At 66.5% G+C, this 13553-nt stretch carries 15 protein-coding genes and 1 pseudogene; 9 read left to right on the top strand and 7 right to left on the bottom strand.

Features of this window, described 5'->3' with window-relative positions:
* Positions 1-93: 93 nt before the first annotated feature.
* The 7 genes from ACJJVR_RS13895 to lexA all read left to right on the top strand — a co-directional run bounded on the left by ACJJVR_RS13895 (position 94) and on the right by lexA (position 5627).
* Entirely contained in the window at positions 94-684 is a 591-nt protein-coding gene (locus ACJJVR_RS13895; RefSeq protein WP_405405450.1) for an anthranilate synthase component II, read from the top strand.
* Positions 681-1700 (top strand): anthranilate phosphoribosyltransferase, encoded by a 1020-nt coding sequence (gene trpD, locus ACJJVR_RS13890; RefSeq protein WP_405405449.1) that lies wholly within the window; start codon positions 681-683, stop codon positions 1698-1700. Before ACJJVR_RS13895 ends, trpD begins: the two co-directional genes overlap by 4 nt.
* Entirely contained in the window at positions 1697-2332 is a 636-nt protein-coding gene (locus tag ACJJVR_RS13885; RefSeq protein WP_405405447.1) for a uracil-DNA glycosylase, read from the top strand. Before trpD ends, ACJJVR_RS13885 begins: the two co-directional genes overlap by 4 nt.
* Before the next feature lie 49 nt (positions 2333-2381).
* Positions 2382-3173 (top strand): indole-3-glycerol phosphate synthase TrpC, encoded by a 792-nt coding sequence (trpC, locus tag ACJJVR_RS13880; RefSeq protein WP_405405446.1) that lies wholly within the window; start codon positions 2382-2384, stop codon positions 3171-3173.
* The gene (gene moaC, locus ACJJVR_RS13875) at positions 3170-3643 is read left to right on the top strand and encodes a cyclic pyranopterin monophosphate synthase MoaC (protein ID WP_405405444.1); all 474 of its coding nucleotides are present in this window, start codon (positions 3170-3172) and stop codon (positions 3641-3643) included. Before trpC ends, moaC begins: the two co-directional genes overlap by 4 nt.
* On the top strand, positions 3640-4821 hold the full coding sequence (gene glp, locus ACJJVR_RS13870) for a gephyrin-like molybdotransferase Glp (protein WP_405405442.1): 1182 nt from the start codon (positions 3640-3642) through the stop codon (positions 4819-4821). Before moaC ends, glp begins: the two co-directional genes overlap by 4 nt.
* 89 nt (positions 4822-4910) lie before the next feature.
* Complete coding sequence (lexA, locus tag ACJJVR_RS13865) at positions 4911-5627, top strand: transcriptional repressor LexA (RefSeq protein ID WP_405405441.1); 717 nt, start codon at positions 4911-4913, stop codon at positions 5625-5627.
* Positions 5628-5658: 31 nt separating this feature from the next.
* Here lexA and hemC read toward each other — a convergent pair whose 3' ends face one another.
* A complete protein-coding gene (gene hemC, locus ACJJVR_RS13860; protein WP_405405439.1) occupies positions 5659-6597 on the bottom strand; it encodes a hydroxymethylbilane synthase in 939 nt (312 codons plus the stop codon).
* 74 nt (positions 6598-6671) lie between these two features.
* On the opposite strand from hemC, the gene hemE reads away from it, so the two are divergent.
* Complete coding sequence (hemE, locus tag ACJJVR_RS13855; RefSeq protein WP_405405437.1) at positions 6672-7700, top strand: uroporphyrinogen decarboxylase; 1029 nt, start codon at positions 6672-6674, stop codon at positions 7698-7700.
* Here the strand turns inward: hemE and ACJJVR_RS13850 are convergent.
* The 6 genes from ACJJVR_RS13850 to ACJJVR_RS13825 all read right to left on the bottom strand — a co-directional run bounded on the left by ACJJVR_RS13850 (position 7697) and on the right by ACJJVR_RS13825 (position 13191).
* Entirely contained in the window at positions 7697-8689 is a 993-nt protein-coding gene (locus ACJJVR_RS13850; protein WP_405405436.1) for an SPOR domain-containing protein, read from the bottom strand. The genes hemE and ACJJVR_RS13850 overlap by 4 nt on opposite strands.
* 69 nt (positions 8690-8758) lie before the next feature.
* Positions 8759-9388, bottom strand: a complete 630-nt coding sequence (gene upp / locus ACJJVR_RS13845; RefSeq protein WP_405405434.1) for a uracil phosphoribosyltransferase — start codon at positions 9386-9388, stop codon at positions 8759-8761.
* Positions 9388-10353 (bottom strand): adenosine deaminase, encoded by a 966-nt coding sequence (locus ACJJVR_RS13840; RefSeq protein WP_405406451.1) that lies wholly within the window; start codon positions 10351-10353, stop codon positions 9388-9390. Before ACJJVR_RS13840 ends, upp begins: the two co-directional genes overlap by 1 nt.
* On the bottom strand, positions 10344-11522 hold the full coding sequence (locus ACJJVR_RS13835; RefSeq protein WP_405405432.1) for a phosphopentomutase: 1179 nt from the start codon (positions 11520-11522) through the stop codon (positions 10344-10346). Before ACJJVR_RS13835 ends, ACJJVR_RS13840 begins: the two co-directional genes overlap by 10 nt.
* Entirely contained in the window at positions 11519-12802 is a 1284-nt protein-coding gene (locus tag ACJJVR_RS13830; RefSeq protein WP_405405430.1) for a thymidine phosphorylase, read from the bottom strand. The genes ACJJVR_RS13835 and ACJJVR_RS13830 overlap by 4 nt, the downstream gene beginning before the upstream one ends.
* The gene (locus ACJJVR_RS13825; RefSeq protein WP_405406449.1) at positions 12799-13191 is read right to left on the bottom strand and encodes a cytidine deaminase; all 393 of its coding nucleotides are present in this window, start codon (positions 13189-13191) and stop codon (positions 12799-12801) included. The genes ACJJVR_RS13830 and ACJJVR_RS13825 overlap by 4 nt, the downstream gene beginning before the upstream one ends.
* 151 nt (positions 13192-13342) lie before the next feature.
* On the opposite strand from ACJJVR_RS13825, the pseudogene ACJJVR_RS13820 reads away from it, so the two are divergent.
* Positions 13343-13553: pseudogene (locus ACJJVR_RS13820) on the top strand (hypothetical protein); the annotation flags it as partial.

Below are 13553 nucleotides of genomic sequence, written 5' to 3'. Positions count from 1 at the left end.
CGGCCTTGACCCCCGGTTGCGCTTTGGCCCATCTATAGCGGACGCTTTTTCCGGGGGAAACCGCCCCCCTTCTTCTGCCTGCAAGGTACTTCGATGATCCTCCTGATCGACAACTACGACAGCTTTACCTGGAATCTGGTCCACTACATGGGCGAGGCCGGGGCCGAGGTCGTGGTGCGCCGCAACGACCAGATCACCGTGGACGAGGCGCTGGCGATGGCGCCGGACGGGATCGTGATCTCTCCGGGGCCCTGCGACCCGGCGCAGGCCGGGATCTGCCTGGACCTGATCCGCGTGGCGGCTGATCGCGCCGTGCCGCTGTTTGGGGTCTGCCTGGGCCACCAGGCGATCGGCCAGGCCTTTGGCGGTCGCGTCGTGCGCGCCAACCGCATCCTGCACGGCAAGGTCGATGCGATCAGCCATGACGGCACGGGCGTCTTTGCCGGGCTGCAATCGCCGCTGAATGCCACGCGCTATCACTCGCTGACGGTCGAGCCGGAAACCCTGCCGAACTGCCTTCGCGTGACGGCGACATCGGATGACGGCACGATCATGGGCCTGATCCATTCCGACCTGCCGATCGAGGGCGTGCAGTTCCACCCCGAATCGATCGCGTCCCAGTTCGGACACGAGATGATCCGCAATTTCCTGGACCGCTGCACCGTCCGCAAGGACGCCGCATGACCGACATCCGCCCCCTGATCGGCCTTGCCGCCGAACGCCCGCTGACCAGCGACGAGGCAGAGGCCGCGTTTTCCGCGCTGTTCGACGGTGCCGCGACCCCCGCCCAGATCGGCGGCCTGCTGATGGCGCTGCGCGTGCGCGGTGAGACCGTGGACGAGATCGCGGCCGCCGCCCGTGCCATGCGCGCCCGCATGAACCGCGTGACCGCCCCCGATGGCGCGATGGACATCGTGGGCACCGGCGGCGACGGCAAGGGGACGCTGAACATCTCGACCGCGACGGCCTTTGTCGTGGCGGGGGCCGGCGTTCCGGTGGCCAAGCACGGCAACCGCAACCTGTCGTCGAAATCAGGGGCGGCCGATGCGCTGACCCAGATGGGCATCAACGTGCTGGGCGGACCCACCGTGGCACAACGCGCGCTGGATCAGGCCGGCATCTGTTTCATGATGGCGCCCATGCACCACCCGGCGATGCGCCATGTCGGCCCGCCACGCACCGAACTGGGCACGCGCACGGTCTTCAACCTGCTGGGACCGCTGACCAATCCTGCCGGGGTCCGCTATCAGCTGACCGGTGCCTTCAGCGCCGATTGGCTGCGGCCCATGGCCGAAGTGCTGCGCGACCTGGGGTCCACCGCAGCCTGGCTGGTGCATGGTGGCGACGGCACGGACGAGCTGTCGATCGCCGAGGACAGCCACGTGGTCGCGCTGAGGGACGGCCAGATCACCGAATTCACCGTCGCGCCCGAGGATGCAGGCCTGTCGCGCCACCCCTTTGCCGCCATTGTGGGCGGCGAGCCTGCGCACAATGCCGCGGCCTTTCGCGCGCTTCTGGACGGTGACCGTGGCGCCTATCGCGACGCGGTGCTGCTGAACGCCGCTGCCGCCCTGCTGATCGCGGGCCGCGTGTCCGATCTGCGCGACGGGGCCCGGATGGCCGCCGAATCACTGGACAGCGGCGCGGCCAAGGCGCGGCTGATTGCGCTGTCGCAGGTCACCGGCGCGCCTGAATCGTGACGCCACCGTCCGACTGGGCGCATCTGCCGTTCTTTCGCCAGAACTGGCCTGCCATCCGCGACCGGCTGGCCGAGCGCGTGTTCCTGCCCGATCCCGACCGCCTCTTTGCCGCGCTGCAGGCGACGCCGCCACGGGACGTGCGCGTGGTGATCTTGGGTCAGGACCCCTATCCGACGCCCGGACACGCAAATGGGCTGGCGTTTTCGGTCACGCCCGACACGCCATTGCCCCGGTCGCTGCGCAATATCTTTGCGGAACTGCGCGACGATCTGGGCGATGCGCCTGCGACGGGCGATCTGTCGCACTGGGCGCGCCAGGGTGTATTGTTGCTGAACACCGCGCTGTCGGTGCCACCCGGACAGGCCGGCGGCCATGCGAACTGGGGCTGGGACCGGCTGGCGCGGCAGGCCGTTGCCGAGGCGCAGACCCACGGCCAGTTGGCCTTTCTGCTGTGGGGAAACCATGCGCGCAAGGCACTGGCGGGGCTGCCCCGGACACAGGATATGGTGATCGCCACGGCGCATCCTTCGCCCCTCTCGGCGCGGCGCGGGTTTTTCGGATCGCGTCCGTTCAGCCGCATCAATGATTGGCTGGCACAGCAGGGTCATGTGCCGATCGATTGGACCGGCTGAGCCCCCGCGCCCCCTTTCCCCGCCCGCACGGTGGGGATAGAACGGGCGCATGGATATTCTGGACAAGATCAAGGCCTACAAGCTGGAAGAAATCGCCGCCGCCAAGGCCGCGCGTCCGCTGGCCGACCTCGACGCGCAGGCCCGTGCGGCCGACGCCCCCCGCGGATTTGCCCGCGCGCTGGACCGGGCCGCCGCCAGTGGCCCCGCCCTGATCGCCGAAATAAAGAAGGCCAGCCCGTCCAAGGGTCTTATCCGGCCCGACTTTGATCCCCCCGCGCTGGCACGTGCCTATCAGGCCGGCGGTGCGGCCTGCCTGTCGGTCCTGACGGACGGCCCCAGTTTTCAGGGCGCGCTTGATTTCCTGAAGGCGGCACGCGCGGCCTGCGATCTGCCGGCGCTGCGCAAGGATTTCATGTACGACACCTATCAGGTGACCGAGGCGCGGGCCTGGGGCGCGGATTGCATCCTGATCATCATGGCTTCGGTCGACGACGCGCAGGCGCGCGATCTGGAGGACGCCGCGATGGACTGGGGCATGGATGTCCTGATCGAGGTGCATGACGCCCCCGAACTGGACCGTGCCCTGCGCCTGAGATCGCCGCTGATCGGCGTAAACAACCGCAATCTCAAGACGTTCGAGGTCACACTTGATGTAACGCGCGATCTTGCGCCGCGCGTTCCCGCCGACCGTCAGCTGGTCTGCGAAAGCGGCTTGTTCACCCCAGCCGATCTTGGCGCCATGATGCGGACCGGCGCCCGCCGTTTTCTGATCGGCGAAAGCCTGATGCGGCAGGCCGACGTGACCGCGGCCACCCGCGCCATTCTGGACGTGGCCGCATGACCCTGACGCATTTCGACGCCGCCGGTCAGGCGCATATGGTCGACATCTCGGCCAAATCCGACACCACGCGAGAGGCCGTGGCCACCGGCTGCGTGGTCATGACCCCGGAAACGCTGGCCTTGGCGCAGGGCGGTGCCGCAAAGGGCGACGTCATGGGCGTGGCGCGGCTGGCGGGCATCATGGGCGCGAAACGCACCGCGGACCTGATTCCCCTGTGCCACCCGCTGGCCTTGGCCAAGGTCGCGGTCGATCTGGTGCCCGATCCCGACCTGCCCGGCATCCGCGTGACCGCCACGGTGCGCACCACCGGTCGCACCGGCGTCGAAATGGAGGCGCTGACCGCCGTCACCACCGCCTGCCTGACTGTTTATGACATGCTGAAAGCTGCACAGAAATCGATGGAAATTCAGGATATCCGCCTGTTGCGCAAGGACGGCGGCAAATCCGGGCCGTACGAGGCGCCACGATGATCTCCGTCGCAGAGGCGCTGGACCGTGTTCTGGAACTTGCCGACGCACCGCGTGCCGAAACGGTGGCCTTGGCGGACGCGCATGGCCGCGCATTGCTGCAGCCTGCGGTATCCCGGCTGACCCAGCCCCCTTTCGATGCGTCTGCGATGGACGGCTATGCGATGCGCGCGGCGGATATGCACTCTGTGCTGACCGTGATCGGAACCAGCGCGGCGGGACATCCTTGGGATGGCACGCCGCGCCCTGGAACCGCGATCCGCATCTTTACCGGTGCACCTGTCCCGCACGGCTTTGACCACGTCGAGCTTCAGGAAAACGTCACCCGGGACGGCGACACCATTCGCGTGTCGACCGTGTCGGGCGGCAGCAACATCCGCGCACGCGGCAATGATTTCGCGCAGGGCGACACGGTTGCGCCGGGAATCATTCTTGGCGCCGCCCATATCGGTCTGCTGGCTGCCATGAACGTCGCGACAGTGACGGTTGCCGCACGCCCACGCGTCGCCATTCTGGCGGGTGGGGACGAGCTGGTACCCCCCGGAACGGAACCGGCAGCGGGTCAGATCATCAGTTCAAACGACCTCGCGATCGCGGCCATGGTGCGGGATGTGGGGGGCGATCCGTTCATTCTTCCAATTGCGCGGGATACGGAAGACAGCCTGCGCGACAGCTTTCGGGCAGCAGCGGGTGCCGACCTATTGGTCACAATCGGGGGGGCGTCGGTCGGCGACCATGACCTGATCGGCAAGATGGCCGAAGAACATGGAATGCAACAGTCATTCTACAAAGTCGCGGTGCGTCCCGGAAAGCCACTGATGGCAGGGCGAATGAAACACGGAGCGATGCTTGGCCTTCCAGGAAACCCTGTTTCAGCAATGGTTTGCGCGGTATTATTCATGCAGCCCCTGATCCGCGCATTGCAGGGGCTGCCATCTGCACCGATGGTGCAGAACGCGCGTTTGGCACAGGATCTTCCTGCCGAGGGGCCGCGTCAGCACTACCTCCGGGCGTCACTGAGGCCGGGGCCTGACCTGCCGGTGATTGCGCCTTTCGATGATCAGGACTCTGCGCGGTTAGCTTTGATGGCGCAAGCGAATGCGCTGTTGGTCCGGCCGCCGAACGACCCCGCCAGACACGCAGGCGATCTGGTTCACTATGTCCCTCTCTCCGCTGGTTAACTGTATTTTCACCCTTTCAGGGTCAAATGATTGACGAGATTCTAGTGATAAGCTAGAACAGACGCGGAACATTAAGAAAAGGGCGGGCCATGTTGACAAAAAAGCAGATTCAACTGCTTGAGTTCATCCAAAGGCGGATGGCGCGGGACGGCGTGCCGCCTTCGTTCGATGAGATGAAGGACGCATTGGACCTCCGGTCCAAGTCAGGGATTCATCGTCTTGTGACCGCGTTGGAAGAGCGGGGCTTTATCCGCCGCCTGCCCCATCGTGCGCGCGCACTGGAAGTGATCCGATTGCCGGACGCACTGTCCCACCTGACAGAGGCTAAGGCGGATGAGCCACGCCCCGCGTTCACGCCACGGGTGATCTCGAACACCCGTCCTGCACGTCCGCGCGGCGCGATGACGGTCGTGGACAGCCCCGCGGTCCAGTTGCCGCTGATGGGTCGTATCGCGGCAGGTGTGCCGATCGAAGCGATTTCAGAGGTGTCACACCACATCGCAGTGCCGGGAACGATGCTGTCCGGTCGCGAACACCACTATGCGCTCGAGGTGACGGGCGATTCGATGATCGAGGCCGGTATCAACGATGGCGACGTCGTGGTGATCCGGGAACAGGATACGGCCGAAACAGGTGACATCATCGTGGCACTGGTGGACAACCAGGAAGCGACGCTGAAGCGCTATCGGCGCAAGGGCTCAATGATCGCGCTGGAAGCTGCCAACCCGGCCTATGAAACGCGTCTTTTGCCCGAAGATCGGGTACGTATCCAAGGTCGGCTGGTTGGACTGATCCGCAGCTATTGATTTTAAGCCGGGGCACTGCCCCGGCCCGTTCTTACACGTGCAGGAATCCGGGGCCTGCGCGGGACAACAGGTCTTCCGCCAATTCAACGCCCATCAGCGGACCATCGGACGCGAGCCCGGTACGAGCAGACGCCACGACCTCACTGCCATCGGGTCGCAAGATTTCTCCGCGCAGCGTGAGATGGTCGCCATCCAATGTCGCCAAACCCGCGATCGGCGTCTGGCACGAACCGTCCAGTCGGCGCAGAAACGAACGCTCTGCAGCTATTCGTATGCCTGTCACCGGGTCATTGATGGCCGCAAGCAGCGCCGCGCAGTCGTGATCGTCGGCACGACGTTCGATGCCGATGGCACCTTGTGCCACGGCGGGCAGCATTTCTTCGGGATCAATGACGCTTTGCGCGACGTGGCGCATGTCGAGCCGTGATAGGCCGGCCATCGCCAGAAAGGTTGCCACAGCCACGCCATCGGCCAGTTTCTGGAGACGCGTCTGGACGTTTCCTCTGAACTCGACCAGGTGCAGATCCGGGCGACGATGAGCAAGCTGCGCACGCCGCCGCAGGCTGGAGGAACCGACCACTGATCCGTGCGGCAGCGCACCGATCGACGCCACGTGCGGGCTGATAAAGGCGTCGCGCACGTCCTCGCGTGGAAGCAGACAATCGATAACCAGTCCGTCAGGCTGCAGCGTGGGCATATCCTTCATGGAATGCACGGCAATGTCGATGGCGCCCTCGGTCAGGGCCTCTTCGATCTCTCGGGTGAACAGGCCCTTGCCGCCGATCTGCGACAGCGGACGGTCCAGGACGCGATCACCGGTGGTCTTTATGGGAACGATCCGGAACGCATCCAGCGACAGACCATGCGCAGCCATCAACCGGTCGCGGGTCTCATGGGCCTGAGCAAGCGCCAGGATCGATCCGCGTGTTCCGATCCTCAGCGGGCGGGTGGGAGTGGGCATCTGTGTCATGGGTCACGCCATAGCGGCCGGGGCTGCGCTTGACAACGCCTGTCGCCTGACCTTCAAGGGGCGCAGGAGGCCCCATGACCAAACTTTTGCTGCGCGCCTTGGCGGGCAAGACCCTGCCCACACCGCCGATCTGGATGATGCGCCAAGCTGGGCGGTATCTGCCTGAATATCGTGCCACGCGCGCGCAGGCGGGCGATTTTCTATCGCTATGCTACAACCCGGATCTTGCGGCTGAGGTGACGTTGCAGCCGATCCGCCGGTTCGGTTTCGATGCAGCGATCCTTTTCGCCGACATCCTGTTGATCCCCCAGGCACTGGGTGCCGACCTATGGTTCGTCACCGGAGAGGGACCACGCCTTTCCACCGTCACCAGCGCGGCAGACCTGGCCAAATTGAAACCTGCCGCTCAGGTCGACGCGCAACTGGCGCCAGTCTACGAAACGCTCCGCATCTTGTCGCGCGAGCTGCCACGGGAAACCGCGCTGATCGGGTTTGCTGGCGCCCCCTGGACCGTTGCGACCTATATGGTGGCTGGCAGGGGGACCAAGGATCAGGGACCTGCTCATCTGCTGAAGGATCAGGACAGGGCGACGTTCGCGGCATTGATTGACCTGATCACGGACGCAACCATCCACTATCTGTCGCGCCAGATCGAGGCCGGAGCCGAGGTTGTCAAACTGTTCGACAGTTGGGCGGGAAGCCTGCACGGCCAGGACTTTGATGATTTTGCGATTGCCCCGACAAAGCGCATCATCGCGGCGCTGAAATTGCGCCATCCTAATGTGCCCGTTATCGCCTTTCCGCGCGAGGCTGGCGACCGGTACATCGGGTTCCGGGCAGCGGTCGGCGCCGATTGTGTCGCGCTGGACAATTCCGTGTCGACCGATTGGGCTGCGCGCCACGTCCAGACCGAGGGGTGCGTGCAGGGAAACATGGATCCGCGTCATATGGTCACGGGCGGACCCGAGCTTGTGGCTGAGGCGCAGCGCATTACCCGCGCGCTGCGGGGCGGGCCACATGTGTTCAACCTAGGCCACGGCATCACTCCGGACGCCGACCCCGACAATGTCGCCAGAATGATCGAGGCAGTGCGCAGCGCTTAGCGCGCCACCGCCTTGGGATAACCATTCGCGCGCAGGTCATTCAGTGCCGCAATCAGTGCCTGACGGTCTGTGAACGGTCCGGCCATGATCAGCCGCAGAGGCTTTGACCCATCGTTGGTGCGCCCCTGCCCTGTTGGATAGCCGCGCGCGGCCAAGGCCCGCAGCACGATCATCGCGTTCCCGTCCTCGCCATAGGCCCCGACCTGAACGTAGCGCGCCGACGCCGGGATCATTTCGGGTCCAGGTACGGTGGTCTGCCTCGGCGCAGCGGCGGGAGGCGCGGTCACGACTGGCGCAGCGCCTGTCGGAGCAGCCGCGCGGCGTGCCGGTGCGGGCGGTGCGACGGCGACAGTCGTCGCGGCAATCGGTTTCTGTAAGGCGGTCGGTTCTGGTTGAGGACGGGCAGTCGCCACACCAGTTGTCAGAGCAGCAGTCGCAGAGACTGCGCGCATGCCGGGGCACAGGCCAAGGGTTGACCCCTGCACCGAACCCGACGGGTCCGGCTTGTAGCCCAATCGCGCGCACAATGCGGGATTGCCCGAAAGGCCCGATGCCTCGCGCAGCGCCGGTGCCATCTTCAGCGCATCCTGCAACGCGGTTTGCATCGGGTCGGGAACCCGCACGGGCGCCGGTTCGGAACGCGTTTCCGCCGGTGCCGGATCTGCGGCCCATTCGCCGGGGCGCAGATCGCGCGACAACTGTTCCAGCAACAGCGTCTCGACGTCCGGGGGTGGCGCCTGTGTCAGCGGCAGCGCGCGTTCCGTCAGGGGATCGGTCCGCCGCACATCCAGGCTGGGGGGAAATCCACACAGCGTTTGCCCCTGACCGTCCTGACGCGCGGCCCAGACCGCGCCGTTGCGGATAAAGACGCAGCCGTTCCCATCGATGTACTGGGCCCCGGCAAAGCCGTCGGGCGGCGGCGGCGTGGGCGCGGCCTGCGCCGCACCGCCCAGCAAAAGCATCGCCAAGACCCGCAATTGCCCGATCATCTGTCATCCATTCCGTTGTTCTGCCCCAGACCTAGCGCAGAACCGTGAAACGGCGGTTAACGGGCAGGCCTATTTCGTCCCGAACATCCGGTCGCCCGCATCGCCCAGACCCGGCACAATATAGCCGTGATCGTCCAGGCGTTCGTCCAGCGCTGCGGTAAAGATCGGCACATCAGGATGCGCCTGCCGCATCCGTTCGACGCCTTCGGGGGCGGCCAGCAGGCACAGGAATCGCATGTTCTTGGCGCCGCGTTCCTTCAGCATATCGATGGCCGCGACGGACGAGTTGCCCGTGGCCAGCATCGGGTCCACCACGATGGTCATCCGCGCGTCCAGTTCGCGCGGCACCTTGCAGTAATATTCGACGGGTTTCAGCGTTTCAGGGTCGCGGTACAGGCCCACGAAGCCCACGCGCGCGCCGGGGATCAGTTCCAGGATGCCGTCCAGCAACCCGTTCCCGGCCCGCAGGATCGAGATCAGGGCCAGCTTCTTGCCCTCCAGCGTGGGAGCCTCCATCTCGCACATTGGTGTTTCGATCCGCATCGTGGTCAGTTCCAGTTCCCGCGTGACCTCATAGGCCAACAACAGGCTGATCTCGCGCAGCAGGCGGCGGAAACCGGCGGTGGACACGTCTTTCTGCCGCATGATCGACAGTTTGTGCTGGACCAGCGGGTGATCGACGACGGTCAGGTGTTGCATCAGGCGAATTCCTTTTTCAGGCGGTCACGGGTGGGCGCGTCACAGAACGCGGCGTCGGCGGCCCACTGGTTGATCTGGCGGAACTCGGTATCGCCCCAGCCAAAGGTCGACGCAAGCCGATCGTATTCGTCGCGCATCGTGGTGTGAAAGAATGGCGGATCGTCAGTGGATACAGTGACCCGCACCCCGGCATCGGCCAGCCGTGCGATGGGATGGGCCTGCCAGGACGGATAGACCCCAAGCGCGATGTTCGACCCCGGACAGACCTCCAGCGTCACGCCGCGTTCGGCCATGTCGCGCACCAACGCCGGGTCGTCAACGGCCTGCACACCGTGGCCGATGCGGGTGCACCCCAGGTCCAGCGCCTGCCGGACGCTGGCGGGACCGCCCCATTCACCGGCGTGGCACGTCAGGCCCAGCCCAGCCTCGGCCGCGCAATCAAAGCTCCAGGCGAAATCCGTGGCCAGTCCGACCTGCTCGGCCCCGCCCATGCCAAAACCGGTGATCCAGCCGCCCGCGGTCTCTGCTGCGCAGCGGGCCGTCTTGCGCGCACGGTCGGCGCCGAAATGGCGGATCGCGGTGACGATGCCGCGGCTGTCGATGCCGTCGGCACGGGCGCGATCGGCGACCTCGGTCATCGCGGCCAGATGGTCGCGCCACGCCGACAGGTCCGCACCGCCGCAGAATTCCGGCGACACGAACAGTTCGGCATAGATCACGCCTTCTTCGGCGCAGCGTTCCAGTACCTCGGCCAGCAGGCGGGCATAGTCGCGGGGGCCGTTGATCACACTGGTCGCGGCCTCGTAGCAGCGCAGGAAGCCGGGAAAGTCGTCATAGGCGTAATGCCCGCGGTCATCAAAGACACCCGTCAGGTCGGCACGCTTTTCCTTGGCCAGGCCGCGGATGAAATCCGGGGGCGCGGCCCCTTCCAGATGCAGGTGCAGTTCGATCTTTTTCATAGAAATGATGTCCCGTGTCGGGGGGCGGGCAGCCCCAGATGCGCAAGGATCGACGCGCCGATATCCGCGAACCCCACCTGCCCCACGCCGCGCGCGCCCGCGCCCCAGCCCAGGACGGGCACGCGTTCGCGGGTGTGGTCGGTACCGGTCCAGGACGGATCGTTGCCGTGATCGGCGGTAAAGATCGCCAGATCGCCGGGGGCCAGCGTCGCCAGGAACCGCCCCGCAACGCCATCGAACCATTCCAGTTGCGCGGCATAGCCGGGAATGTCGCGGCGGTGGCCGAAATTGGTGTCGAATTCGACGAAATTGGCGAATGTCAGGCTGCCGGGTTCGGCCTGCGCACCAAGACGGATCAGATGGTCGGCCAAGGCCGCATCATCGGCACCCTTGTCCAGATGCGCGATGCCGCGATGGCTGAAGATGTCGCCGATCTTGCCGATGGCATGGGTGATGCGCCCTGCCCCATGGGCAATGTCCAGAATGGTGTCGCCCGGCGGCGCAATCGCAAAATCACGCCGGTTGCCGGTGCGGCGGAACGCACCCGGCTGGCCGACAAAGGGACGCGCGATGACCCGGCCTACGCGCATCGCGTGCAGCATCGGCGACAGGTCGCGACACAGCGCGATCAAGCGGTCCAGGCCGAACGCCTCCTGATGCGCCGCGATCTGCAGCACGCTGTCGGCAGAGGTATAGCAGATGGGCCAGCCGGTCTGTAGATGCCGCGCGCCGAAATCATCGAGGACCTGCGTGCCCGATGCATGACAGTTGCCCAGAATACCGTCGGTCCCTGCCAACTGGCAGATGCGCGCGGTCACGTCGGGCGGAAAGGCGGGATCGGCGTCGGGAAAATAGGTCCAGTCCCACGGCACGGGCACGCAGGCGATCTCCCAATGACCGGAGGGGGTGTCCTTGCCGCGCGACACCTCGGATGCCGCGCCCCACAGGCCGTGGGGGTCGGCGCCCAAACCCGGCGCATCAGCGCCCGATGCCAACCGCACCGCAGCCCCCAGGCCAAGCCCGTCCAGCACCGGCATCCGCAGCGGGCGGGCCTGCGCGATATGGCCCACGGTGTTTGCGCCGGTATCGGGGCGGCCGTCGCTGAAGAACGCGTGGGCATCGGGCGCGCCGCCGATGCCCACGCTGTCCATGACGATCAGGAAAGCCCGGCTCATGCGCCGATCCGGTCGCGGATCAGCGGGCCGGACCGGCCGTCGCCCAGGGCGTAGGCCGCCTGCACGGCGGCAATCGCCACCTGCGCCGCCGTGTCGTCGGCCGCGTGAACCATGCCCAAGGGGCGGTCGGGGCCGACCTCCTCTCCCAGTTTGGCAAGGCGGTCCAGTCCCACGCGGTGATCAATCGCCTCGGCCGCGCGTACGCGTCCGCCGCCAAGCGCCAGCACCGCGTGCCCAAGCGCGGTCACGTCGATGCGCCCGACGCGGCCCGCCGCTGGCGCAGGGATCGGCAGGATCAGCGGCGCACGGGCCAGATGCGCCTCGGGGCGCTCCAGCAGGTCGCGCGGTCCGCCCTGTGCCGCGACCATGCGGCCAAAGACTTCGGCCGCGGCGCCGCTGTCCAGCGTATCGGCCAGCCCGTCGGCGGACCGCCCGGCCAGCGTCAGGCATTCCGCCGCCAGCGCCAGCGTCAGATCGCGCAGGGCCCCCGCCTCGCCCCGCAGGGTGCGGATCGCCTCATGGATCTCCAGCGCGTTTCCGGCGCTGCGGGCCAGCGGCTGGTCCATGTCGGTGATGAAGGCGGTGGTGCGGCAACCCGCGCCGTTTGCGGTCTCGACCAGGGCCTGAGCCAGACGCCCCGCGCTGTCGGCCTTTTTCATGATCGCGCCGGACCCCGCCTTGACGTCCAGAACCAGCGCGTCCAACCCCGCCGCCAGCTTTTTCGACAGGATCGACGCGGTGATCAGGTCGATCGATTCCACCGTCCCCGATTCGTCGCGGATCGCGTACAGGCGACGGTCCGCCGGGGCCACGTCGCCCGTGGCCGCGACGATTGCACAGCCGACGGTACGCACGATGCGGCGGAAATCATCCTCGGGCTGATCGCACAGATAGCCAGGGATCGCCTCCAGCTTGTCCAGCGTGCCGCCCGTATGGCCCAACCCGCGCCCGGAGATCATCGGCACGAACACCCCGCGCACCGCCAACAGCGGTGCCAGAACCAATGACACCGTATCACCGATGCCGCCGGTCGAATGCTTGTCCACCACCGGCCCCGACAGATCCCAGTGCAGCACATGCCCCGAATCGCGCATGGCCCGCGTCAGCGCCACGCGTCCCGCCGGGCCCACGCCCTTGGTCAGCACCGCCATCGCAAAGGCACCCGCCTGCGCGTCGCTGACCGACCCGTCGGCCAGCCCCTGCGCGATCAGCGCCGCCCCCGGACCGTCCAGCCCGCGCCCGTCGCGGATCGCCGATATGACAGGACGCGGATCGGTCATGTGCGCGCCATGTGGCCCGCGTCGAAACGGCCCGGCAGCAGGTCGCCAACGGTCGTGTGCATCTGGGCGCCGTCAGTGGTGGCCAGCAGGACCGGCACGTCGCCCTCGGCGAACTCCGCCAGCTTCTGGCGGCAGCCGCCGCAGGGGGGCACCGGGGTGGGGCTGTCGGCGATGACCGCGACCTCGACCAGTTGCGTCTCTCCTGCGGCGACCATCGCGGCGATGGCCCCGGCCTCGGCGCAGGTGCCTTCGGGATAGGCCACGTTCTCTACGTTGCAGCCGCGATAGACGGTGCCAGATGCCCCGCGGATGGCCGCCCCGACCTTGAATTTCGAATAGGGCACATAGGCCCGTTCACGCACATCGCGCGCCGCATCCAGCAATGACATCGTCATGGTCCACCCCATTCAATCCTGCCGCCAATCTGCGCTTGCGGGCGGGCTTGTGCAAGACGCGGGCAGACGTCCAGAACGCTGCTGTTCCCCGACGTCAGAATGGTTTAACGGTCAACCAAATCGATGACGGGGGGCACGTATACCGATGGATGACCGCAGGCAGGACAGCGCGCGACAGGCGGCGCTGGATTATCACGAGTTTCCGCGACCGGGCAAGCTTGAGATCCGGGCGACCAAACCGATGGCCAATGGCCGCGATCTGGCGCGCGCCTATTCCCCCGGCGTGGCCGAGGCCTGTCTGGAGATCAAGGCCGATCCGCAGGCCGCCGCGCGCTATACCACCAAGGGCAACCTGG

This window comes from Paracoccus sp. Ld10 (genome assembly GCF_045064235.1).
Lineage (GTDB): Bacteria > Pseudomonadota > Alphaproteobacteria > Rhodobacterales > Rhodobacteraceae > Paracoccus.
This window is presented reverse-complemented; position numbering and strand designations above follow the sequence as displayed.

Excerpts from the sequence above, each read along its gene's own strand:
- trpD (WP_405405449.1), top strand. The coding sequence starts at position 681 with ATGACCGACATCCGCCCCCTGATCGGCCTTGCCGCCGAACGCCCGCTG.
- moaC (WP_405405444.1), top strand. The coding sequence starts at position 3,170 with ATGACCCTGACGCATTTCGACGCCGCCGGTCAGGCGCATATGGTCGAC.
- ACJJVR_RS13825 (WP_405406449.1), bottom strand. The coding sequence starts at position 13,191 with ATGTCATTGCTGGATGCGGCGCGCGATGTGCGTGAACGGGCCTATGTG.
- hemE (WP_405405437.1), top strand. The coding sequence starts at position 6,672 with ATGACCAAACTTTTGCTGCGCGCCTTGGCGGGCAAGACCCTGCCCACA.
- ACJJVR_RS13850 (WP_405405436.1), bottom strand. The coding sequence starts at position 8,689 with ATGATCGGGCAATTGCGGGTCTTGGCGATGCTTTTGCTGGGCGGTGCG.
- glp (WP_405405442.1), top strand. The coding sequence starts at position 3,640 with ATGATCTCCGTCGCAGAGGCGCTGGACCGTGTTCTGGAACTTGCCGAC.
- trpC (WP_405405446.1), top strand. The coding sequence starts at position 2,382 with ATGGATATTCTGGACAAGATCAAGGCCTACAAGCTGGAAGAAATCGCC.
- ACJJVR_RS13895 (WP_405405450.1), top strand. The coding sequence starts at position 94 with ATGATCCTCCTGATCGACAACTACGACAGCTTTACCTGGAATCTGGTC.
- hemC (WP_405405439.1), bottom strand. The coding sequence starts at position 6,597 with ATGACACAGATGCCCACTCCCACCCGCCCGCTGAGGATCGGAACACGC.
- ACJJVR_RS13835 (WP_405405432.1), bottom strand. The coding sequence starts at position 11,522 with ATGAGCCGGGCTTTCCTGATCGTCATGGACAGCGTGGGCATCGGCGGC.
- upp (WP_405405434.1), bottom strand. The coding sequence starts at position 9,388 with ATGCAACACCTGACCGTCGTCGATCACCCGCTGGTCCAGCACAAACTG.
- lexA (WP_405405441.1), top strand. The coding sequence starts at position 4,911 with ATGTTGACAAAAAAGCAGATTCAACTGCTTGAGTTCATCCAAAGGCGG.
- ACJJVR_RS13830 (WP_405405430.1), bottom strand. The coding sequence starts at position 12,802 with ATGACCGATCCGCGTCCTGTCATATCGGCGATCCGCGACGGGCGCGGG.